At 66.5% G+C, this 21,323-nt stretch carries 19 protein-coding genes; 15 read left to right on the forward strand and 4 right to left on the reverse strand.

What is annotated here, in order from left to right; translation table 11 throughout:
* Positions 1-147: 147 nt before the first annotated feature.
* On the reverse strand, positions 148-486 hold the full coding sequence (locus tag AC3ARF_RS07990) for a HesB/IscA family protein (protein ID WP_498926817.1): 339 nt from the start codon (positions 484-486) through the stop codon (positions 148-150).
* Positions 487-658: 172 nt separating this feature from the next.
* On the opposite strand from AC3ARF_RS07990, the gene asnS reads away from it, so the two are divergent.
* The 15 genes from asnS (at position 659) to AC3ARF_RS08065 (ending at position 14,475) form a co-directional block, all read left to right on the forward strand.
* Positions 659-2,059, forward strand: a complete 1,401-nt coding sequence (gene asnS, locus AC3ARF_RS07995; RefSeq protein WP_498926819.1) for an asparagine--tRNA ligase — start codon at positions 659-661, stop codon at positions 2,057-2,059.
* Between the two features lie 3 nt (positions 2,060-2,062).
* Positions 2,063-2,371 (forward strand): hypothetical protein, encoded by a 309-nt coding sequence (locus tag AC3ARF_RS08000; protein ID WP_498926820.1) that lies wholly within the window; start codon positions 2,063-2,065, stop codon positions 2,369-2,371.
* Positions 2,368-2,670: a hypothetical protein gene (locus AC3ARF_RS08005; RefSeq protein WP_498926822.1), complete on the forward strand. Its 303-nt coding sequence runs from the start codon at positions 2,368-2,370 to the stop codon at positions 2,668-2,670. Before AC3ARF_RS08000 ends, AC3ARF_RS08005 begins: the two co-directional genes overlap by 4 nt.
* A gap of 138 nt (positions 2,671-2,808) precedes the next feature.
* A complete protein-coding gene (locus tag AC3ARF_RS08010; RefSeq protein WP_498926823.1) occupies positions 2,809-3,597 on the forward strand; it encodes an SDR family oxidoreductase in 789 nt (262 codons plus the stop codon).
* A gap of 100 nt (positions 3,598-3,697) precedes the next feature.
* Positions 3,698-5,122: an aldehyde dehydrogenase gene (locus AC3ARF_RS08015; RefSeq protein WP_498926825.1), complete on the forward strand. Its 1,425-nt coding sequence runs from the start codon at positions 3,698-3,700 to the stop codon at positions 5,120-5,122.
* A 7-nt stretch (positions 5,123-5,129) separates the two neighbouring features.
* Complete coding sequence (can, locus tag AC3ARF_RS08020) at positions 5,130-5,792, forward strand: carbonate dehydratase (RefSeq protein WP_498926826.1); 663 nt, start codon at positions 5,130-5,132, stop codon at positions 5,790-5,792.
* Between the two features lies 1 nt (position 5,793).
* A complete protein-coding gene (locus tag AC3ARF_RS08025) occupies positions 5,794-6,237 on the forward strand; it encodes a RidA family protein (protein WP_498926827.1) in 444 nt (147 codons plus the stop codon).
* A gap of 23 nt (positions 6,238-6,260) precedes the next feature.
* Positions 6,261-6,809 (forward strand): 3-hydroxyanthranilate 3,4-dioxygenase, encoded by a 549-nt coding sequence (locus tag AC3ARF_RS08030; RefSeq protein WP_498926829.1) that lies wholly within the window; start codon positions 6,261-6,263, stop codon positions 6,807-6,809.
* A 13-nt stretch (positions 6,810-6,822) separates the two neighbouring features.
* Positions 6,823-7,833 (forward strand): amidohydrolase family protein, encoded by a 1,011-nt coding sequence (locus AC3ARF_RS08035; RefSeq protein WP_498926831.1) that lies wholly within the window; start codon positions 6,823-6,825, stop codon positions 7,831-7,833.
* A gap of 51 nt (positions 7,834-7,884) precedes the next feature.
* Positions 7,885-9,177, forward strand: coding sequence for a kynureninase (gene kynU, locus AC3ARF_RS08040; protein ID WP_498926833.1), 1,293 nt, complete (start codon positions 7,885-7,887; stop codon positions 9,175-9,177).
* Positions 9,167-10,525 carry an FAD-dependent oxidoreductase gene (locus tag AC3ARF_RS08045; RefSeq protein ID WP_498926834.1) on the forward strand — a complete coding sequence of 453 codons (1,359 nt, stop codon included), beginning with the start codon at positions 9,167-9,169 and terminating at the stop codon, positions 10,523-10,525. Before kynU ends, AC3ARF_RS08045 begins: the two co-directional genes overlap by 11 nt.
* Before the next feature lie 4 nt (positions 10,526-10,529).
* Positions 10,530-11,972, forward strand: coding sequence for an exodeoxyribonuclease I (sbcB, locus tag AC3ARF_RS08050; protein ID WP_498926836.1), 1,443 nt, complete (start codon positions 10,530-10,532; stop codon positions 11,970-11,972).
* 39 nt (positions 11,973-12,011) lie between these two features.
* Positions 12,012-12,698 (forward strand): DUF2461 domain-containing protein, encoded by a 687-nt coding sequence (locus AC3ARF_RS08055; RefSeq protein WP_498926838.1) that lies wholly within the window; start codon positions 12,012-12,014, stop codon positions 12,696-12,698.
* Between the two features lie 2 nt (positions 12,699-12,700).
* Positions 12,701-13,915: an MFS transporter gene (locus AC3ARF_RS08060; RefSeq protein WP_498926840.1), complete on the forward strand. Its 1,215-nt coding sequence runs from the start codon at positions 12,701-12,703 to the stop codon at positions 13,913-13,915.
* Entirely contained in the window at positions 13,912-14,475 is a 564-nt protein-coding gene (locus AC3ARF_RS08065) for a DUF2939 domain-containing protein (RefSeq protein ID WP_498926842.1), read from the forward strand. The genes AC3ARF_RS08060 and AC3ARF_RS08065 overlap by 4 nt, the downstream gene beginning before the upstream one ends.
* A 9-nt stretch (positions 14,476-14,484) precedes the next feature.
* Here the strand turns inward: AC3ARF_RS08065 and AC3ARF_RS08070 are convergent, their stop codons facing one another.
* The 3 genes from AC3ARF_RS08070 to AC3ARF_RS08080 form a co-directional block, all read right to left on the reverse strand.
* A complete protein-coding gene (locus AC3ARF_RS08070; RefSeq protein WP_498926844.1) occupies positions 14,485-15,393 on the reverse strand; it encodes a 5'-nucleotidase in 909 nt (302 codons plus the stop codon).
* Positions 15,394-15,459: 66 nt separating this feature from the next.
* Complete coding sequence (locus AC3ARF_RS08075) at positions 15,460-16,233, reverse strand: NAD kinase (RefSeq protein ID WP_498926846.1); 774 nt, start codon at positions 16,231-16,233, stop codon at positions 15,460-15,462.
* 61 nt (positions 16,234-16,294) lie between these two features.
* The gene (locus tag AC3ARF_RS08080) at positions 16,295-21,277 is read right to left on the reverse strand and encodes an NAD-glutamate dehydrogenase (protein ID WP_498926848.1); all 4,983 of its coding nucleotides are present in this window, start codon (positions 21,275-21,277) and stop codon (positions 16,295-16,297) included.
* Positions 21,278-21,323 lie beyond the last annotated feature (46 nt).

Raw genomic sequence — 21,323 nt, forward strand, 5'->3', positions numbered from 1 at the left:
GACGCGGGCTTACGCGCAAACCAGTGACCGTTTGTGCACCCAAGGGACGGGCCTACCCCGTTTGCGGCAGGTTATGCCAAGGCTTGGACCCGCGGGCCGGACCACCCCACCCTTCGGGCCCGGGGACCGGAGGCCCCGTGACCGGGGTCAGGCGGCGTGCACCGTGGTCGTGAAGCTCTCGCCGCAGCCGCACTCGTCGGCCACGTTGGGGTTGCGGAACACGAACTGCTCGCCCAGGCGCTGCTTCACCAGGTCGATCTCGGTGCCATCGACCAGCGGCAGGCTGACGGCGTCCACGTAGATGCGCACGCCCGCCTGCTCGAAGACGGTGTCGCCAGCGCGCTCATCCTTGGCCAGGTCCGCGCTGTGCTGCCAGCCCGAGCACCCGGTCTTGGTGACGCCAAAGCGCAGGCCGACGGCCTCGGGAGCTTCGGCGAGATAGCGCTGCACGCGGGCAAGGGCGGCGGGGCTGAGGGTGACGGCCATGGACGACTCCAGAAGTACGGCAACAGTATACGGATAGGACCCTGACAGGACCGGCAACGCCCACCGGGCACGTCAGCGCCGGAAACTGGCAGCCGACTCGCAAGCACGCGCCGGCAACCGGTAAACTCGACCTCTTTCCCCATATCGGCCCTTAGCGGCAAGGATTCAAGGCATGACGGTGGTCAGCGTCTCGCAGGCGCTCGCGGGCAAGGTGCCCGCTGGCGGAGAAGTCACGGTCCGCGGCTGGGTACGCACCCGGCGCGACTCCAAGGCCGGGCTGAGCTTCGTGAACGTCAGCGACGGCTCCTGCTTCGCGCCCATCCAGGTGGTGGCGCCCAATACCCTGTCCAACTACGAGGACGAGGTGAAGCGCCTCACCGCCGGCTGCGCCGTCATCGCCACCGGCACGCTGGTGCAGTCGCAGGGCCAGGGCCAGGCGTACGAACTCCAGGCCAGCAAGGTGGAGGTGGTGGGCTGGGTGGAAGACCCGGAAACCTACCCGATCCAGCCCAAGGCGCACTCGCTGGAATTCCTGCGGGAAGTGGCGCATCTTCGCCCGCGCACCAACCTGTTCGGTGCGGTCACCCGTATCCGCGACTGTCTGGCCAAGGCCGTGCACCGCTTCTTCCACGAACAGGGTTACTACTGGATCAGCACCCCGATCGTGACCACGTCCGACGCCGAGGGCGCAGGCCAGATGTTCCGCGTGTCGACGCTGGACCTGGCCAACCTGCCCCGCACGCCCAAGGGCGACGTGGACTTCAGCCGCGACTTCTTCGGCAAGGAAACGTTCCTCACCGTTTCCGGCCAGCTCAACGTCGAGGCGTACTGCCTGTCGCTGAGCAAGGTCTACACCTTCGGCCCAACCTTCCGCGCCGAGAACAGCCACACCACCCGCCACCTGGCCGAGTTCTGGATGGTGGAGCCGGAGATCGCGTTCGCCGACCTGGCCGAAGACGCGCGCGTGGCCGAGGAATTCCTCAAGTACCTGTTCCGTGCGGTACTGGCCGAGCGCGCTGATGATCTGGCGTTCATCGCCGAGCGCGTGCAGCCCGATGCCATCACGCGCCTGGAAAAGTTCGTCAATGCGCCGTTCGAGCGCATCGAATACACCGACGCGATCAAGCTGTTGCAGAACGCGGGCAAGAAGTTCGAGTTCCCGGTGGAGTGGGGCCTGGACCTGCAGACCGAGCACGAGCGCTGGCTGACCGAGGAGCATGTCGGCCGCCCGGTGGTGGTGACCAACTACCCCGAGCACATCAAGGCCTTCTACATGCGACTCAACGACGACGGCAAGACCGTCGCGGCGATGGACGTGCTGGCCCCGGGAATCGGCGAAATCATTGGCGGTTCGCAGCGCGAGGAGCGTCTGGACGTGCTCGATTCGCGCATGGCGCAGTTCGGCCTCGACCCGGCGCACTACGAGTGGTACCGGGATTTCCGCCGCTACGGCACGGTGCCCCATGCCGGATTCGGCCTCGGCTTCGAGCGCCTGGTGGTCTATGTCTGCGGCCTGTCCAACATCCGCGACGCGATCCCCTACCCGCGCGCACCCGGCAGCGCGGAGTTCTGATCGGTGATCCTGTTCCTGGCCCTCTGCTGCCTGGCGCTGGCCATCGCCGGCGCAACCGCCTTGGCGATCTTCTGGCCCCTCACCCTGGTGCACGTGCGTGACCGCCACCCGGAGTTGCAGCGCAACCTGGGTGAACTGGCGTTCGCCAAGCCGAGTTCGTTGTGGTGGCTGTTACGCGGTGGTTACCGTGCGGCGAATGACCGCAACCTCAATGGCTTGGCCACACCGGCCCGCATTTCACTGATGTGCATCCTCGGCGGCCTCGCGGCCGGTGGGCTCTTGTGGTTGTTGTCCCTGGTGGTGCCGGCATGAGCACGCGTGACGAATGGTGGCTGGCGACACTCGGCCGGACGGTGGTCTGGGCGCGACTGCGGATGCTGGATGCCGGCACGGCGGAAGTGTTCGACAGCGACGGTAATGCACAACCCTACGACAGCGAGGACAGCGCCCGCGCGGCATTGATGGACGCCGAGTACGTGGCACTGGAAGGCATGGATGCGGACGATGCGGTCGCACGCGGCATGACGCTGGACGAACTGGTGCCGCCGCAGGCAAACGACGATGCGGAACTGCGCGCGTTGATGGTCCAGAAACTCCCGCATCGTCACTGACGCAATTCGACCCGTAGTCGCACCCCCTTTGAGGTGTTGCTCGCGGCGCCCTCAGACCAATTGGCAATGTCTGCGCGGAAATCCACCGGCAACACTGCCTGGTCGATCCGTACCGATCAGCCCCCGCTGGAGACTGAGATGAACCTGAACCTGTCTGGCAAGCACGCGCTGGTCTGTGGCGCCACCCAAGGCATCGGCTTGGCGACTGCCAGGGCGCTCGCCGAGCTCGGCGCCGACGTCACCCTGCTCGCACGCCGAGAGGACGTCCTGCGCGAGGTGGCCGCCGCCCTGCCCTGCCCGCAGCCCGGACAGGCCCACGGCTGGGTTTCGGCCGATGCGGCGGATACCGAGTCGCTTCGCGCCAAGGTGGAAGCGCTGGCCGCCGGCAAGCCGGTCCACATCCTGGTCAATAACAGTGGCGGCCCGCCGCCCGGCACGGTGCATGGCACCGACATCGCGGCGTTTGAAGCCGCGTACCGTCAGCATCTGCTCGCCAATCATGTGCTGGCCGAGGCGGTCATCCCGGGCATGGAGCGCGATGGCTACGGCCGCATAGTCAACGTGATATCAACGTCCGTGAAGGAACCAATTTCCGGTCTGGGCGTATCCAACACCACCCGCTGGGCAGTGGCCAGCTGGGCCAAGACGCTGGCGGCGGAGCTCGCGGCCAAGGGCATCACCGTCAACAACGTCCTGCCGGGCTCCACCGAAACACCGCGTATCGAGCAGATCATCGATACGACCGCGGCAAAGACCGGCCAGAGCCGGGAAGCGGTGTTCGCGAAGATGGTGGCGGAGATCCCGATGCGCCGCTTCGCCAAGCCAGAGGAAACGGCGGCCGCCATTGCCTTCCTGTGCTCGCCGGCCGCGGGTTACATCACCGGCGTGAACCTGCCTGTCGACGGCGGGCGCACCCGCTCGCTGTAAGGCACAGGGGACTAGGCGAAACGCGCTCCGACCGCGCGGGCGACAGCCAGTGCGGCCCATACCGTGCCGGAGGGATTGACGCGGCTGGTACATTAGCCGGATGCGTCTCGGCCATTTCATTGCCGGTGAGTACCGCGATCCCTCCGGGGGTCAATGGCTCGACGTTTTTGACCCGGCACGGGGCGCAGTTTTCGCCCAGGTCGCGCGGGGCAACGCCGCGGATGTGCATGCGGCGATAGCCGCCGCGGAAGCCGCCGCCCCTGCCTGGGCCGCATTGCCCCACACCGAGCGCTCCCGCTGGATGGAACGGCTGGCCGACGCCCTCGAGGCGCGGCTGGACGATTTCGCGCATGCCGAGTCGCGGGACGGCGGCAAGCCCATCAAACTGGCGCGGGATGCGGAAATCCCGCGCGCGATCAGCAACCTGCGGTTCTTCGCCCACGCCGCCACGCAGTTCGCCAGCGAGTCCCACCACGGGCAGGCCGGCCTGAACTACACGCTGCGGCAACCGCTGGGCGTGGTGGCGACCATCTCGCCGTGGAACCTGCCGCTGTACCTGTTCACCTGGAAGATCGCGCCGGCACTGGCGGCGGGTAACACGGTGGTGGCCAAGCCGTCCGAAGTCACCCCGCTGACTGCGACGATGCTGGGCGAGTTGATGCTGCAGGTCGGTTTCCCCAAGGGCGTGCTCAACATCGTGCACGGGCTCGGACCGGAGGTGGGCGAGCCACTGGTGACGGACGCGCGGGTCAAGGCCGTGTCCTTCACGGGCAGTACGGCGGTGGGGAAACGCATCGCTGGCCTGGCGGCGCCCATGCTCAAGAAAGTCTCCCTGGAGTTGGGCGGCAAGAACCCGACGCTGGTGTTTGCCGACAGCGATTGGCGCGACCACCTCGACACCATCGTCCGCTCCGCATTCCAGAACAGCGGCCAGATCTGCCTGTGCGGATCGCGCATCCTGGTCGAGCGCCGCATCTACGCCGAGTTCCGAGACGCGCTGGTGGAACGCGCGCTGACGTTGCGCGTGGGCGACCCGATGGACGACGACAGCCAGATGGGGCCCCTGGTCTCGCAGGCGCATTTCGACAAGGTCACCGCCGCGCTGGCGCGGGTCCGCGATGAGGGTGGCCATGTGCTGTGCGGCGGCAATGCCCTCGACCGGCCCGGCTGGTTTGTGGCGCCCACCGTGGTCGACGGGCTTGGACCTGATTGCGCCAGCAACCGCGACGAAATCTTCGGCCCGGTTGCCACCCTGCAACCCTTTGACAGCGATGACGAGGCGCTTGCCTTGGCCAACGCCAGTGACTACGGACTGGCGGCCAGCGTGTGGACGCGCGACCTCAACCGCGCGCACCGCATGGCGGCGAAGCTGCAGGTCGGCATGGTGTGGATCAATACCTGGCTGATGCGCGACCTGCGCACGCCGTTTGGTGGCGTGGGGGCTTCCGGTCTGGGCCGCGAGGGCGGCCTGGAAGCCATGCGCTTCTTTACCGACGCTAAGAACGTCGGGCTCAATATTGGATAAGGACTCAATGAACTCGCTCAACGAACTGCTGGAACGCAACCGCGCCTGGTCCGAACGGATCTGCAAGGAAGACCCGGGTTTCTTCGAACGCCTCTCCAAGCAGCAGGCACCGGAGTACCTGTGGATCGGCTGCTCCGATTCGCGCGTGCCGGCCAACCAGATCACCGACCTGGCGCCGGGCGAAGTCTTTGTCCATCGCAACATCGCCAACGTGGTGGTGCACACCGACCTGAACTGCCTGTCGGTGGTGCAGTTCGCCGTGGACGTGCTCAAGGTCAAGCACATCATGGTGGTTGGCCATTACGGCTGCGGCGGCGTCCACGCGGCCCTGACGGGCCAGCGATTGGGGCTGGTGGACAACTGGATCCGCCATGTGGCCGACGTCGCCGACAAGCACACGCGTTGCCTGCATGGCTTCAAGAGTGAACGCGACCAGCACGACCGCCTGTGCGAGCTCAATGTGCTGGAGCAGGTGGTGAACCTGGCCCACACCAACATCGTCCGCGATGCATGGAGCCGCGGGCAGGATCTGACCGTGCATGGCTGGGTGTACAGCCTCAGCAATGGACGGGTGAACGACCTGGGCATCAGCATGAACCGGCAGGAGCAACTGGCTTCGACCTATGCGTTGTCCCTGGCGCGCATCGCCGACGGCTGTGGGGTCACCTGAGATGAACAATGTGATCCGTACCGACAGCGCGCCACGGCCGGTTGGCCGCTACCCGCATGCGCGCCGCGTGGGCAACCTGCTGTTCCTGTCGGGCATTGGCCCCCGGCACCCCGACGGCGACCACATCCCGGGCAATGAGTACTTCGCCGACGGCCGCCTGAAGCACTACGACATCGTCGCCCAGACGCATGCCGTGTTCGACAACGTCCGCTCGGTGCTGGAGGCCAGCGGCGCGCGCTTCACGGATCTGGTGGACGTGACCGTCTACCTGACCGACATGGCGCGGGACTTCAAGACTTACAACGCCATTTGGGCCGAGTACTTCCCCGACATCGACACCGCGCCTTGCCGCACCACGCTGGGCATCAACGCGCTGCCGACGCCGATCGCGATCGAGCTCAAGTGCGTCGCGGTGCTGCATGATGGACCGCGGCCCACCGCCTGACCAAAGCCACAGGATCTGCCGCCATGCTGCCCGCCCCGATCAACCTGCAGGCCTGGATAGACGAACACCGCCACTTGCTCAAGCCACCGGTGGGCAACAAGTGCATCGTCGACGAAGACTACATCGTGATGATTGTCGGCGGGCCCAATGCGCGCACCGACTACCACTGGGAGGAAGGCCCGGAGTTCTTCTACCAGCTCGAGGGGGAGATGGTGTTGCGCATTCAGGAGGATGGCGCGCCGCGTGACATCCCCATTCGGGCCGGCGAGATGTTCTACCTGCCGCCGCGCGTGCCCCACAGTCCGCAGCGCATGCCCGGGTCGGTCGGCCTGGTGATCGAACGCAAGCGACTCGCCCACGAGGATGACGCGTTGATGTGGTTCTGCGTGAGCTGCAACCACAAGCTGTTCGAGGAGGGCTTCCACCTCGTGGACATCGAGCAGGATTTCTTCCGCGTGTTCGAACGTTTCTACCGCGACGACACGCTGCGCACCTGCCCGCAATGCGGCACCCTCAATCCCCGACCCAGCCGGTACGAGATGCAAGCCGACTCGCAGGCGGACATCACCTGACCATGGACGCGCGATGCTGAAGATCGATACCCACGCCCACTACCTGCCGCGCGACTGGCCGGACCTGGCGCGCAAATATGGCGACCTGCGGTTCCCGGTCATCCACCACACGGAAGACGGCCGCCACCGCATCTACAAGGACGGCAAGTTCTTCCGCGAGGTTTGGTCCAAGACGTGGGATCCACAGGAACGGATCGACGACTACGCCCGCTTCGGGGTGCAGGTGCAGGTGATCAGCACCGTGCCGGTGATGTTCAGTTATTGGGCCAAGCCGCACCACGCGCTGGAGTTGCACCAGGCGCTCAACGACCACATGGCGAAGGCCTGCCGCGACTACCCACGCCACTACGCGGGCATCGGCACGGTGCCCATGCAGTCGCCCAGACTGGCCATCCAGGAGCTGGAGCGCTGCATGGACCAGTTGGGCCTGCAGGGCGTGCAGATTGGCAGCCACGTCAACGACTGGAACCTGGACGCACCGGAGCTGTTCGATTTCTTCGAGGCCGCCGCCGAGCTCGGCGCCGCCATCCTGGTTCACCCGTGGGACATGATGGGCACGCCTTCGATGCCCAAGTACTGGCTGCCGTGGCTGGTGGGCATGCCGGCCGAGCAATCGCGCGCCGCGTGCTGCCTGATCTTCGGTGGCGTCCTCGAACGCCTGCCCAAGCTGAAGGTGTGCCTCGCCCACGGCGGTGGCAGCTTCCCGTACACCATTGGTCGCATCGAACACGGGTTCAACATGCGCCCGGACCTTGTCGCGACGGACAACCCACGCAACCCTCGCGACTACCTGGCGCAACTGTATTTCGATTCGTGGGTGGCCGACGACCGGGCCCTGCGCTACCTGCTCGACACCTGCGGCACGGATCGGGTGATGCTGGGCACCGACTACCCGTTCCCCTTGGGCGAACAGGAACCAGGTGCCGGGATTGCTTCGCTCGCCTTGTCTGCCGACAACCAGGCCCGGCTGTACCACGGCACGGCCCTGGAGTGGCTGGGCCTGCCGATGTCGCGCTTCGCCTGATCCCACCCCATTGACCGACTGTCCCGCACCAGGGATGTGGAAACTCATTACGTGACCGACGTAACCACGCAAACTGCCGATCCGTTTACCGACGCCTACGCTGCCCACCTCGATGCCGTTGCGCCCCGCTCGCGCCGCGCCGACTTCCTGATCCCGCACCATGACGGCCGCGAGATGGCCTATTTCGTCGGCAATTCGCTGGGCCTGCAGCCCCGCGGTGCGCGCGCGCATGTCGAGGAGGTCCTGGACAAGTGGGCGGTGGAAGCTGTGGAGGGTCATTTCACCGGGCAGGCGCAGTGGATGACCTACCACGAACTGGTGCGTGAACCACTCGCACGCGTGGTGGGTGCGCTGCCCTCCGAGGTGGTGGCGATGAACTCGCTGACCGCCAATCTGCATTTCATGATGGTGAGCTTCTACCGGCCCACCGCCGACCGCCCCGCCATCCTCATGGAGGCAGGTGCGTTCCCGTCCGACCGTTACGCACTGGAATCGCAGGTGCGCTTCCATGGGTTCGACCCCGCGACCGACCTCATCGAGCTGGAACCCGACGAAGCCGATGGCACGTTCTCGATGCACGCAATTGCAAGTGCCATCGCTGAGCACGGCCCGCGACTCGCCCTGGTAGTGTGGCCCGGCGTGCAGTACCGAACAGGCCAGGCGTTCGACCTCGCCGAGATCACCCGGCTTGCGCATGCCCAGGGCGCTGTCTGCGGCTTCGACCTGGCCCACGCCGTCGGCAACCTGCCGCTGCAGCTGCACGACGCGGGGCCGGATTTCGCGGTGTGGTGCCACTACAAGTACCTCAATTCGGGTCCCGGGGCGGTAGCAGGATGTTTCGTGCATGAGCGGCATGCCAAGACCCAGCGTCCGCGTTTCGCCGGCTGGTGGGGTCACGACGCATCGACCCGTTTCCGCATGGGGCCGGACTTCGTGCCGACCCCCGGCGCGGAGGGCTGGCAGCTCAGCAATCCGCCCATCCTCGGGGTGGCACCGTTGCGGGCTTCGCTGGCGCTGTTCGACGAGGTGGGCATGGCTACGCTCCGCGCTCGTTCCGAGTCGTTGACCGCCTATCTGGAAACCCTGATCCGTCAGCGCCTCTCGGATGTGCTGCAGATTGTGACGCCGGCCGAACCTGCGCGTCGCGGCTGCCAGCTTTCGATTCGCGTGGTTGGCGGCCGGCCGCAGGGACGCGCACTGTTCGAGTATCTGGCGACCAATGGCGTGCTCGGCGATTGGCGCGAGCCCGACGTGATCCGCATTTCCCCTGCCCCGCTCTACAACACCCATGCCGACGTGCTGCGCTTTGCACGGACGGTGGAGGCTTGGCGCGATGCCCGCTGAACGACACATCACCGTGATCGGTGCCGGCCTGGCCGGTGCCCTGCTCGCCACCCTGCTGGCCCAGCGCGGCTGGAAAGTGGACGTATACGAGAAGCGTGGCGACCCGCGGGTCAAAGGCTACGCGGGCGGGCGCTCGATCAACCTGGCGCTGGCCGAACGCGGTCGCCATGCCTTGCGCCTGGCCTCCGGCGACGACGAGGTGATGGCGCAGGCCGTGATGATGCGCGGCCGCATGGTGCATTTCCGCGATGGCCGTACTGACCTGCAGCGCTACGGCAAGGACGACAGCGAAGTCATCTGGTCCGTGCACCGCGGCGATCTCAACATCGTGCTGCTCAACATTGCCGAACAGGCCGGGGCTCGCCTCCACTTCCACCGTGGGCTGGACAGCGTGGACTTCGAATCACGGATTGCCACCTTCAGCGACGACGTGTCCGGCAGTTCGCATGCAGTGGGCTTCAATGCGCTGGTCGGCGCCGACGGTGCGGGTTCGTCACTGCGGATCGCGATGTCCCGCGAAGGCGACCTGGGTGACCGTACCGAATTCCTGGGCCACTCCTACAAGGAGTTGGAGATCCCGCCCGCCCCGGACGGCAGTTTCAGCATCGAGCCCAACGCACTGCATATCTGGCCTCGGGGGCGCTACATGTGCATTGCCCTGCCCAATGACGAGCGCACCTTCACCGTCACCCTGTTCCTTCCCAACGAAGGCGACCCGAGCTTTGCCACGGTGCGCACCGGTGCCGACGCACGTGCGCTGTTCGAGCGCGACTTCGCCGATGCACTTCCGTTGATCCCCCGGCTGGAGGAGGACTTCGAACGCAACCCCGCCGGGCTCCTTGCCACGCTCTACCTGGATCGCTGGCACCTGGATGGTCGTGCCGTCCTGGTCGGCGATGCCGCCCATGCCATGGTGCCCTTCCACGGTCAGGGGATGAACTGCGCGTTCGAGGATTGCGTGGCCTTGGCCGAACATCTCGACCGCGATCCTGACCTCGCATCGGCGTTCGCCTCGTTCCAGGCCGAGCGACTTCCCAATGCCCGTGCCATCCAGCAGATGGCGTTGGAGAACTACCTGGAAATGCGCGACCGGGTAGACGATGAGGACTACCTGTTGCAGCGCGCACTGGAACTCAAATTAGCCGAGCGCCACCCGGACCGCTTCATGCCCCGCTACGCCATGGTGACCTTCCAGCGCATGCCGTACGCGGTTGCCTTCGAACGCGGGCAACTGCAGCGCCAGCTGCTGGTGGACCTTACGCGCGGTCACAGCACCCTCGATTCGCTGGACTGGAGCCTCGTGGATGCCACCGTGCGCGAGCGCCTGCCCCCCCTGCCGCGCGACTGAGCCGATGCCCTCGAGCTTCCTGTTCTACGACCTGGAAACGTTTGGCAAGGACCCGCGCCGCACGCGTATCGCGCAGTTCGCGGCCATCCGCACGGATACCGAGCTCAACGAGATCGAGACGCCAATCAGCGTGTATGTCCGACCTGCGGATGACTTGCTGCCATCGCCGGGGGCCACCTTGGTCACCGGCATCACGCCGCAGCAGGCGTTGCGCGACGGCATGAGCGAAGCGGCGGCCTTCGCCCTCATCCACGACGAGATGTCGCGGCCGGAGACCTGCAGCCTGGGCTACAACTCACTGCGCTTCGATGATGAGTTCGTCCGCTTCGGACTGTTCCGCAACTTCTACGACCCTTACGAGCGCGAGTGGCGCGGCGGCAATACGCGCTGGGATCTGCTGGACGTGTTGCGCATGGCCCACGCCCTGCGGCCGGAAGGACTGGTATGGCCGCGCAACGAAAAAGGCGACCCGTCTTTCAAGCTCGAACACTTGGCCGAAGCCAATGGCGTGCGCGAAGGCGATGCCCACGAGGCCCTGTCGGACGTTCGCGCGCTGATCGGGCTTGCGCGCAAACTCAGGGCCACCCAACCGCGGCTCTGGGAGTACGCGCTGCGACTGCGCGACAAGCGGTTCGCCGCCAGCCTCGTGGACGTCGCGGCCATGACGCCCCTGCTGCACATCTCGCAGCGTTACCCTGCCAACCGGCTGTGCGCGGCGCCGGTGCTGCCGATCGCCCGCCACCCGCGCATCGACAACCGCATCATCGTGTTCGACCTGACCCAGGATCCGCAGGCCTTGCTGGAGCGCGACCCCGACGAGATCGCCGCCACGATGTACCTGCGCACCGAACAACTCGCACCCGGCCAGGAGCGCGTGGCGTTGAAGGAGTTGCACCTCAACCGCTGCCCGGCGTTAATGGCCTGGCAGCACTTGCGCCAGCCGGACTTCGAACGATTGGGCATCGACCTCGAGGCAGTGGCGGCCAACGCGAGACGTCTGCAGGCAGTCGGCCCCGCACTCGCTGAGAAGGTGCGCCGCGTGTTCGGCAAGGACGAAGCACGCGCACCCGCTGACGCCGATGCCTCGCTCTACGACGGCTTCCTGGCCGATGGCGACAAGCGCCTGTTCCAAGACGTGCGCACCACGCCTCCGGAATCACTCGGCGAGCGCGCCATTTCATTCCGCGACCCGCGGCTGCCCGAGCTGCTGTTCCGCTATCGGGCGCGCAACTGGCCGGCCACGCTGACGCCAGAGGAGCGGAATCGCTGGGACGACTTCCGCCGCCGTCGACTGCGCGGCCCGGTGGGCCTGTCTGAATACACCTTCGAAAGCGTGCGCCAGGAGTTGGCTGAACTGCGCGCCCGCAGCGATATCGATACCCGCCAGCTGGCGCTGCTGGACCAGATCGAGGCTTGGACCGACGCTCTTGATGCAGGGTTGTCCTGACGCGGGCGATACTGACGTCCCGCCTGTCACCGCCCTGCCATGAGCCAGTACTTCAGCGACGCCAGTTTCAAGTTCCTGCGCGGTTTGGCGCGGCATAACAACCGCGAGTGGTTCCTGTCGCACAAAGCCGATTACGAAAGCCACGTGCGCGCGCCCTTCCAACGGCTGCTGACCGACCTGCAGCCGGCGCTGGCCGCCATCAGCCCGAACTTCCGGGCCGACCCGCGCCCGGTGGGTGGATCGCTGTTCCGCATCCAGCGCGACACCCGCTTCGCCAACGACAAGGCGCCGTACAAGCCCTGGCAGGGTGCACGGCTGTTCCACGAGCGTCGGCGCGAGGTCGCAGCCCCGTCGTTCTACCTGCACCTGCAGCCGGGCGACTGCTTCATCGGCGCCGGACTGTGGCACCCGGAGACCGCGACGGTGCGCAAGGTGCGTCACTTCATCGTCGACAACCCGGGCAGCTGGAAAGTGGCGGCGCACGGTTCCGCATTCCGCAAGCGCTTCGACCTGGAAGACAGCGAAATGCTGGTGCGCATGCCGCGTGGGTTTCCCGACGACTTCGAGTTCGCGGAGGATCTGCGCCGCAAGAACTTCGTGGCGTTCCGGGCGCTGGACGATGACCTCATGACCGGGCCGCGCCTGTTGCAGACGGTGGAGAAGGACCTCGCCGCGCTCGGTCCATTCACCGACTACCTCTGCGCCGCTCTTGACCTCGAGTTCTGACGGTGTCGCCCGCCGATTTCCGTCGCTACTCGCTGTTCTACCTGGGGTATTACGGCGCGCTGGGCGCCTTCACCCCCTACATCGGCCGCTGGGTGGTTGCACAGGGGCACGGGGGTTACGTGGTCGGCGCCGCGCTGGCGCTGTGGTATGGCGGCCGCATGCTGGCGCCGCCCACCTGGTCGCGCTGGTCGGCCCGTAGTCCGGCCCCCGGGCGCTGGCTGGTAGCCGGTTGCCTGCTGGCCCTGCTGGGTTTTGCCGCCCTCGCCGGCGCGACCGGTGTCGTACCCATCTTCCTGGCGATCGCCTGGTTCGCGTTGTTCTTCAACGCGGTGATGCCGCAGTTCGAGGCAATGACGCTCTCCGCGCTCGCGCATCGCAGCCATGAGTACGGGCGGATCCGCGTCTGGGGCTCCATCAGCTTCCTCGTGGTGGCGGCCACCTATGGCTGGCTGCTCGATCGGCTCGGCGAAGGCGCCTTCGTCTGGCTGACGCTGCCATGGCTGGCATTGACCACGGTCGCGGCGTGGCTGCATCGCCACGACCGTCCGCATCACCCGCGTTCCCCCGACTCGAGCAGCCTGCCTCCCCTACCGCCCGCCGCACCACACCCTCTGTGGCGAAGACCCGGCGTTCGCAGCCTGTTGCTGGTGACGCTGCTGATGCAGCTGGGCTTCGGCCCGTTCTATGTGTTCTATACCCTGCACCTGCAAGCACAAGGCCACGACGGAACAGCCGTCGGGGTGCTGTGGGCCATCGGCGTGATCTGCGAAGTGGCCATGTTCTGGCTGGCGCCTAGATTGCTGCAGCGTTTTGGCGCTTGGCGCGTGATGGTGACCTGCATGGCCTTCACCGTCGCGCGATGGCTGACGGTGGCCTGGCTCGGCCCCTCCTTCGCCTGGATGGCCCTGGCGCAGACCGGGCACGCGCTCAGCTTTGCCGCCTTCCATGCCGGATGCATGCGCCGCATGTCCGAGCTGTTTCCCGAGCGCCGCGACATGGCGGCCGCACAGGGACTGCTGTATGGATTCAGCGGCGGCATAGGTGGGGTGCTCGGTGCCGGCTTGGCGTCGCTGGCCTGGCAGCATGGCGGGGGGCGCTGGGCGTTCATCGCCGGTGCGCTGGCTACGCTGGTGGGCGGCATCGTGCTGCTTGCCTCGGCGCGATCCTTCCGTCAGCGGATATCCTCAGGGCAACGCACCGTGGAGCACGTCGAATGAAAAAGCTGTTGGCCATCGGCCTCGTGATGCTGGCCTTGCTGCTGGCTGTATGGGCCTCGGGGCCGTTTCTGGCCGTGCATGAGATGCGCAAGGCCGTCGAGGCCCAGGACACCGCTGCGTTGTCACAGCACATCGATTTCCCCGCGCTGCGCACCAACTTCAAGCAGCAACTGGACGATCACCTGGTGCGTCGCGCCGGCGCGGACGCTCAGTCCAGCCTGCTCGGTGCCTTGGCCGTGCGCATGGCCGGGGGTCTCACCGACGGCCTGGTGGAGGTACTGGCAACACCGGCTGGCCTGGGCGCTTTGATCGAGGGCCGAGGACTGCTGCACCGCGCCACCGGCGAAGGTACCGACCCGGGCGACAGCTCCGCGCACACCGGCCCGAGCGACCCGTTGGAAGGCGCGAAGTACCGATTCGAATCGCTATCGCGTTTCACCATCACCCTGCATCCGGAGTCGAGTCGACCGCTGGTGGTGGGAATGACCCGCGAAGGGTTGCGTTGGCGGGTCACCGACATCCGTCTGCCACTGGATGCCATGGACCTTACCGCCGAGTAGGCAGCGACTTCAGCGCGGATTGGCCACGCCGTGGGGAACGTGGCCTGCCGCGACGTGATCGCGTGCGGACAGGATGTTGTGCTCGGAATCGTCAAAAAAGATGTCCGCGCCAAACGCCTCAAGGAAAGGGCCCTTCGCCCGCCCCCCGAGAAACAGCGCCTCGTCCAGGCGGATGCCCCAGTCGCGCAGCGTCCGGATCACCCGCTCGTGCGCCGGCACCGACCGCGCCGTCACCAGCGCCGTACGGATGGGCGCATGCTCGCCCGTCGGGAATGCTGCCTGCAGTCGGTGCAGCGCATCCAGGAACCCGCGGAAGGGGCCGCCTGACAGGGGCTGCCCCGCGTTCGCCCGTTCATAGGCGGCAAAGGCCGCGAGCCCACCTTCGCGCGAGACCCGTTCACCCTCGTCGCCAAAGATCACCGCATCACCGTCGAACGCGATGCGCAGCTGGTCATGCCGGTGCTGCTGTGCCTGCGCAGGGAGCAGCGTTGCCGCCGCCACGCCTGCCGCCAGCGCGGCCCGCACATCTTCGGCATGGGCCGACAGGAACAGATCCGAGCCAAACGGCTTTATGTATGGATACGGCGGCGCGCCGTTGCTGAACGCCGCTCGCTTGATCGAAAGGCCGTGGTGTTCGATCGAGTTGAAGATCCGCAGGCCGGTGTCGGCCGAGTTACGCGAGATCAGGATGACTTCCACCCTCGGCGCTTCCGGCGGCGCACCGTCGTTGAGTCCCAGCAGCTTTCGCACCAGTGGAAATGCGACGCCCGGGCCCAGTACATCACCCTCATGGCTGCGCTGGAAGTCGGCATAGGCGTCCAACCCCTCACGCTCGAACAGCGCGTGACTGTCCTCCATGTCGAACAGGGTCCGCGAGGAGATGGCAACGATCAGGGGGTCGGCATGGGCGTCTGGCATGGAGGTATTGTGCCGGCTCCCGGTCTCGCCCGCTGAGACCCGCCGATACCCGCCCCCCCTCAAACCTCACCCGCTGGTGAACTGCTCCGCCAGCATCCGCTCTTCGAGGTTGTGCTCCGGGTCGAACAGCAACGTGACCGTGCGGTCATGCGACTCGCGGATCACCACCTCCACCACATCGCGCACTTCATGCGAATCCGCGGTGGCACTGACGGGCCGCTTGTACGGGTCCAGCACCCGGAAGCGCACCTCGGTTTCGGCCTTCAACACCGCCCCACGCCATCGGCGCGGCCGGAATGCCGCGATCGGGGTCAGCGCCACGACATTGGCACCCAGCGGCAGGATCGGTCCGTGCGCGGAAAAGTTGTAGGCGGTACTGCCTGCCGGCGTCGCCACCAGCACTCCGTCGCAGATCAGCTCATCCAGGCGCGTCTGCCCGTTGAGTTCGATGCGGATATGCGCAGCCTGCCGGGTCTGGCGCAGCAGCGATACTTCGTTGTAGGCCAGAGAACCGACGGTGGCGCCAGACTCGGTCTGCACCAGCATCTCCAGCGGGCGCAGCACCGCCGGCTCGGCCGCCTGCAGGCGTTCAAGCAGCCCGTCGGGGCTGTGGTGGTTCATCAGGAAGCCAACCGTGCCGAGCTTCATTCCGTACACGGGTTTGCCCAACGTACCGTGTCGGTGCAGCGTCTGCAGCATGAAACCATCGCCGCCCAACGCGACCAGCACGTCGGCCTCCGCGGGTGCATGCTGGCCATGGCGCTCGACCAGTTGGGCGAGCGCGCCCTGGGCTTCTTCGGTGTGACTGGCCAGGAAAGCGATGCGGCGCGACTGGGTCATCGGAGGCTCCGGGTCATGCCAACAGCATAACCCGGAGACCCACCCATGCCGTTACTCCGGACTACTCCCCGGCGGTCGCGAGCTGCGCCAGGCGGCGGGCCGCCACGGACAGGGTGGGATAGTCCAGCGACTTCTGGCTGAGCAGGTCGTTGAGCATCGCCATGGTGAAACGCAGGGTCGAGTCGTCACGTTGCATCCACGCCTCAACCTTCGCTTCCGGGGCCTTCTTGCCGCCTCCGGCCAGGATCTGGGCGACCAGGTTGCGTTGCTGGGCACCCAACTCGTCGCGCAGCGCGCCGCGGGCCAAGGCCTGCCAACGGCCGTCGACGTCCAGCGCATCCACCTGCTCGTACAGCCATGGCAGGTGCAGCGCCGCACCGAGGGCGAAGAAGGCCTTTGCCGCGTCCACCGGCGTCAGCTTGCGCGACTGCGCAATCTCGACAATGTCGCAGGCGAACTCGAGCGTGGGCAGCGCGGCCAACTCGGTCGCCAGCGCCGCCGTCACGCCCTTGCTCTTCCACTCTCCCAGACGCGCGTCGTAAGCCGCGCGACGGGTGTCGGACAGGACAGCCGGAAGGGCGTCACGGACCGCCTTGATGCCCTCACCGTAACGCGCCATCGCCGTCGTGATCTCGGGGATCGCACCCGGACGCGAGAGTATCCAGCGGCTCATCGTGCGCAGAAGGCTCCAAATGGTCTTCAGTGCGTCGATCTGCACGCTCTCCGGCACCTTGCCGTCCAGTGCGTCGATCTGCGCCCACAGGCCGCGCGCATCCACCGCCTCACGGGCAATGGTGTAGGCCTTGGCCACCTCGGCCGGCGTGCGGCCGGTGTCCTCGGTCATGCGCAGGGTGAAGGTCGCACCCATGCGGTTGACCATGGAGTTTGTCACCGCGGTCGCGATGATCTCGCGCTTCAGGCGATGGCCTTCCATCACCTTGGCGTATTTCTCCTGCAGCGGCTGCGGGAAGTAGCGCACCAGTTCCTTCGACAGGTACGAGTCCTCCGGCACGTTCGAGTCCAGCAACTGCTGGAACAGCACCAGCTTGGAGTACGACAGCAGCACCGACAGCTCCGGGCGGGTCAGGCCCTGGCCGCGCGACTTGCGGTCGCTGATCTCGCTGTCGGAGGGCAGGAACTCGATCTGGCGGTCCAGCAGGCCCTGCGATTCCAGCGTGCGGATGAAGTGCTGCTTGGAACCCAGGCGCGTAAGGCTCATCCGCTCCATCAGGCTGATGGCCTGGTTCTGGCGGTAGTTGTCGTTGAGCACCAGTTCGCCGACTTCATCGGTCATCGCCGCCAGCAGCTTGTTGCGGCCCTCGACGGTGAGCTTCTTCGACTGCACCACGTCGTTCAGCAGGATCTTGATGTTCACCTCATGGTCCGAGGTGTCCACGCCCGCCGAATTGTCGATGAAGTCGGTGTTGAGCAGCACGCCATGCTGCGCAGCCTCAATGCGGCCCAACTGGGTCATGCCCAGGTTGCCGCCCTCGCCCACCACCTTGCAGCGCAGGTCGCGGCCGTTGACGCGCAGGCCGTTGTTGGCACGGTCGCCCACGTCGGCGTGCGTTTCGCTGGCAGCCTTGACATAGGTGCCGATGCCGCCGTTCCACAGCAGGTCTACCGGCGCCTTCAGGATCGCGCTCATCAGCTCGGTCGGGCTCATGGCGCTTACCGAGGCATCGATATCCAGCGCGGCCTTCGCTTCGGCGGACAGCGGGATCGACTTGGCAGAACGCGGGAACACGCCACCACCCTTGCTGATCAGCTTGGCGTCATAGTCAGCCCAGCTGGAGCGCGGCAGCTTGAACATCCGCTGGCGCTCCTTGAACGTAACCGCCGCATCCGGGTTCGGGTCCAGGAAGATGTGGCGGTGGTCGAACGCCGCGACCAGGCGGATGTGCTTGCTCAGCAGCATGCCGTTTCCGAACACGTCGCCGGACATGTCACCCACGCCCACCGCCGTGAAGTCCTGCTTCTGGCTGTCGCGGCCCATGGCGCGGAAGTGGCGCTTCACCGACTCCCACGCGCCACGCGCGGTGATGCCCATGCCCTTGTGGTCGTAGCCCACCGAGCCGCCCGACGCAAAGGCGTCGTCCAGCCAGAAGCCGTGCGCGCGTGCGATGCCGTTGGCAGTGTCGGAGAACGTCGCGGTGCCCTTGTCGGCGGCCACCACCAGGTAGGGGTCATCGTTGTCGTGGCGCACCACGTTGAGCGGCGGCACGATCTTGCCATCGACGATGTTGTCGGTAATGTCCAGCAGGCCGTTGATGAAGCGCTTGTAGCAGGCCACGCCTTCGTTGAACCATGCATCGCGGTCCACGCTCGGATCCGGCAGGTGCTTGGCGAAGAAGCCGCCCTTCGAACCGACCGGAACGATCACGGTGTTCTTCACCATCTGCGCCTTCACCAGGCCCAGCACTTCGGTGCGGAAGTCCTCGCGGCGGTCCGACCAGCGCAGGCCGCCGCGGGCCACGGGCCCGAAGCGCAGGTGCACGCCTTCCACGCGCGGGCCGTACACGAAGATCTCGCGGTACGGACGCGGCTTGGGCAGGTCCGGCACCTTGGACGAGTCGAACTTGAAGCTGACGTAGTCAGCCGGGCCGCCGTCGGCGCGCAGGCCGTCCTTGCGCTCCATGTAATAGCTGGTGCGCAGCGTGGCTTCGATGACGCCAATGAAGCTGCGCAGGATGCGGTCTTCGTCCAGGCTGTTGACGCGGTCCAGCAGGCCCAGCAATGCGGCGCGCGCGGCCTCGGTCTGCGCCTCGCGCTTGCCGGCACGGGCCTCGATGACCGGTTTGACCACCGCCATCACCGCCTCGTCGCCGCCCGCCAGTGCTTCGATCTGGCGGGTGAAGCGTTCCATGCCCGCCTTGATCTCGGCCTTGCTCTCCTTGCCCGTCGACGGGTCGAAGCGGGCCTCGAACAACTCGACCAACATGCGCGCCAGCAGCGGATAGCGGTTGAAGGTCTCTTCGACGTAGTTCTGCGAGAACGGCACGCCCACCTGCAGCAGGTACTTGCAGTACGCGCGGAGCATGGCGACCTGGCGCCACGACAGGCCGGCACCCAGCACCAGGCGATTGAAGGCGTCGTTCTCCACCTCGCCACGCCAGGCACGGACGAAGGCGTCTTCGAACTGCACGCGGTTGGCCTCAACGTCCAGGTCCTTGCTGGCCACGGCCACGTCGAAGTCCTGGATGTACGCAAGCGTGTTGCCGGCCGCAACGCGATACGGGTGCTCGGTCAGCACGCGCAGGCCCATGTTCTCCATCAGCGGCAGGGCATCGGACAACTGCAGGTCTGCACCCAGACGGTAGAACTTCAGGCGGAGGTCGCCGATGCCGTGCGCGCGGTACAGGCTCAGCCGCAGGTCGTCCTCGCCCTTGAGTGAGGCAAGGTTGTCGACGTCATCGGCGGCAACCGCCACCGATGCGCCCTCGATGTAGCCACGCGGCAGCGCCCGGCCCAGGGTATTGGCCAACTTGAGGCCCCTCTCCTCGCCGTGGCGCTTGACCAGCGCCTCGCGCAGGTCGTCCTGCCAGTTGCGCACGATCGCCGCCAGCTCGGCTTCGATGGCGGCGTTGTCCACCTCGCCCGTTTCGCCCGACTTGGGGCGCACGATCAGGTGCAGCTGCGCCAGGGGAGACTCGCCCATCACCACGGACGAATCGATGTGCTCGCCGTGCAGCACGCGCTTCAGCATGGCCTCGATCCGCAGGCGCACGTCGGTATTGAAACGTTCGCGCGGGATGTAGACCAGGCCGGAGAAGAAACGGCCATAGCGGTCGCGACGAAGGAACAGCTTGCTGCGCACGCGCTCCTGCAGGCCGAGGATGCCGCTGGCCGTGGTCAGCAGTTCCTGCTCGTTGGCCTGGAACAGCTCGTCGCGCGGCAGCGTCTCGAGGATGTGGCGCAGCGCCTTGCCGCTGTGGCTGTCCGGCGCCAGGCCGGATTGGGCCATGACGTACTCGTGGCGCTGGCGCACCAGCGGGATGTCCCACGGGCGGCGGGTGTAGGCACTCGAGGTGTAAAGGCCGAGGAAGCGCTCCTCGCGAACCGGCTTCCCGTCCTTGTCGAAGCTCAGCACGCCGATGTAGTCCATGTAACCCGGACGGTGCACGGTCGAGCGGGCGTTGGTCTTGGTCAGGATCAGCGCGTCTACCGAACCGGACTGCGGCATGTAGTGCGCGGCCAGTGAGGTCAGCAGGCGCGGCTTGCCCACTTCCTTGCCACGCAACAGGCCCAGGCCGCTGTCCTTGACTGCGCGAAGGACTTCCTTGCCGCCTTCCTTCGCCACTTCGTACTCGCGGTAGCCGAGGAAGGTGAAGTGGTTGTCCGACGCCCAGCGCAGGAACTCCTGCGCCTCGGCACGGCCTTCTTCGTCCACCGGCATCGTGCGGTTGACCAGGTCGTTGGCGACGCCGACCATGCGGTCGCGCATCTTCGACCAGTCGGTCACGATGGCGCGGACATCCTCCAGCACGTCCTCGACCAGCGTCTTGATCGCCGCCATCGATTCCGGCGCCTGGCGATCAATCTCCAGGCACATCATCGACTCGGACACGCCTTCGCCCACCGCCGTGATCTTGCCGGCCTTGTCGCGCTTGAGCTTGACTACCGGATGACCCAACACGTGCACGCCGATGCCGTGCTCGGCCAGCGCCATGGTCACCGAATCCACGAGGAACGGCATGTCGTCGTTGGAGATCTGCAGCGCGGTGTGCGCCGACTCCCAGCCGTGCTCCTTGCAGGTGGGATTGAACAGGCGGATCAGCGCGGAGCCGGGCTTGCGCGTGCGCGCGAAGTCCAGGAAATCCACGGCCAGGGCGGCCCAGCCGTCGGCGTCGTGCTGCGGCAACTCGTCCAGGCTCATGCGGCGGTAGAACGCGCTCACAAAGGCCTCGGCCTCCGCATGGCGCAGCTTCGACACGCGCTTGCGGACGGCGGCCAGGATCGGCTCAAGGGAGACGGCGTCGGTTTCGGCCACAGCGGCGCGGGCTTTACCGCGGGGTTTGGCTGGAGCTTTGGCGGCAGTACTCATGGGTACGGTAGTTCCAATGCAGTGAGGCCCACGCTTTCGCGCAGGC

The organism is Lysobacter sp. KACC 24251 (assembly GCF_057747755.1).

Coding starts and splice junctions, on each gene's coding strand:
- AC3ARF_RS07990 (WP_498926817.1), bottom strand. CDS start 486: ATGGCCGTCACCCTCAGCCCCGCCGCCCTTGCCCGCGTGCAGCGCTAT.
- asnS (WP_498926819.1), top strand. CDS start 659: ATGACGGTGGTCAGCGTCTCGCAGGCGCTCGCGGGCAAGGTGCCCGCT.
- AC3ARF_RS08005 (WP_498926822.1), top strand. CDS start 2,368: ATGAGCACGCGTGACGAATGGTGGCTGGCGACACTCGGCCGGACGGTG.
- AC3ARF_RS08010 (WP_498926823.1), top strand. CDS start 2,809: ATGAACCTGAACCTGTCTGGCAAGCACGCGCTGGTCTGTGGCGCCACC.
- AC3ARF_RS08015 (WP_498926825.1), top strand. CDS start 3,698: ATGCGTCTCGGCCATTTCATTGCCGGTGAGTACCGCGATCCCTCCGGG.
- can (WP_498926826.1), top strand. CDS start 5,130: ATGAACTCGCTCAACGAACTGCTGGAACGCAACCGCGCCTGGTCCGAA.
- AC3ARF_RS08025 (WP_498926827.1), top strand. CDS start 5,794: ATGAACAATGTGATCCGTACCGACAGCGCGCCACGGCCGGTTGGCCGC.
- AC3ARF_RS08030 (WP_498926829.1), top strand. CDS start 6,261: ATGCTGCCCGCCCCGATCAACCTGCAGGCCTGGATAGACGAACACCGC.
- AC3ARF_RS08035 (WP_498926831.1), top strand. CDS start 6,823: ATGCTGAAGATCGATACCCACGCCCACTACCTGCCGCGCGACTGGCCG.
- AC3ARF_RS08045 (WP_498926834.1), top strand. CDS start 9,167: ATGCCCGCTGAACGACACATCACCGTGATCGGTGCCGGCCTGGCCGGT.
- sbcB (WP_498926836.1), top strand. CDS start 10,530: ATGCCCTCGAGCTTCCTGTTCTACGACCTGGAAACGTTTGGCAAGGAC.
- AC3ARF_RS08055 (WP_498926838.1), top strand. CDS start 12,012: ATGAGCCAGTACTTCAGCGACGCCAGTTTCAAGTTCCTGCGCGGTTTG.
- AC3ARF_RS08065 (WP_498926842.1), top strand. CDS start 13,912: ATGAAAAAGCTGTTGGCCATCGGCCTCGTGATGCTGGCCTTGCTGCTG.
- AC3ARF_RS08070 (WP_498926844.1), bottom strand. CDS start 15,393: ATGCCAGACGCCCATGCCGACCCCCTGATCGTTGCCATCTCCTCGCGG.
- AC3ARF_RS08075 (WP_498926846.1), bottom strand. CDS start 16,233: ATGACCCAGTCGCGCCGCATCGCTTTCCTGGCCAGTCACACCGAAGAA.
- AC3ARF_RS08080 (WP_498926848.1), bottom strand. CDS start 21,277: ATGAGTACTGCCGCCAAAGCTCCAGCCAAACCCCGCGGTAAAGCCCGC.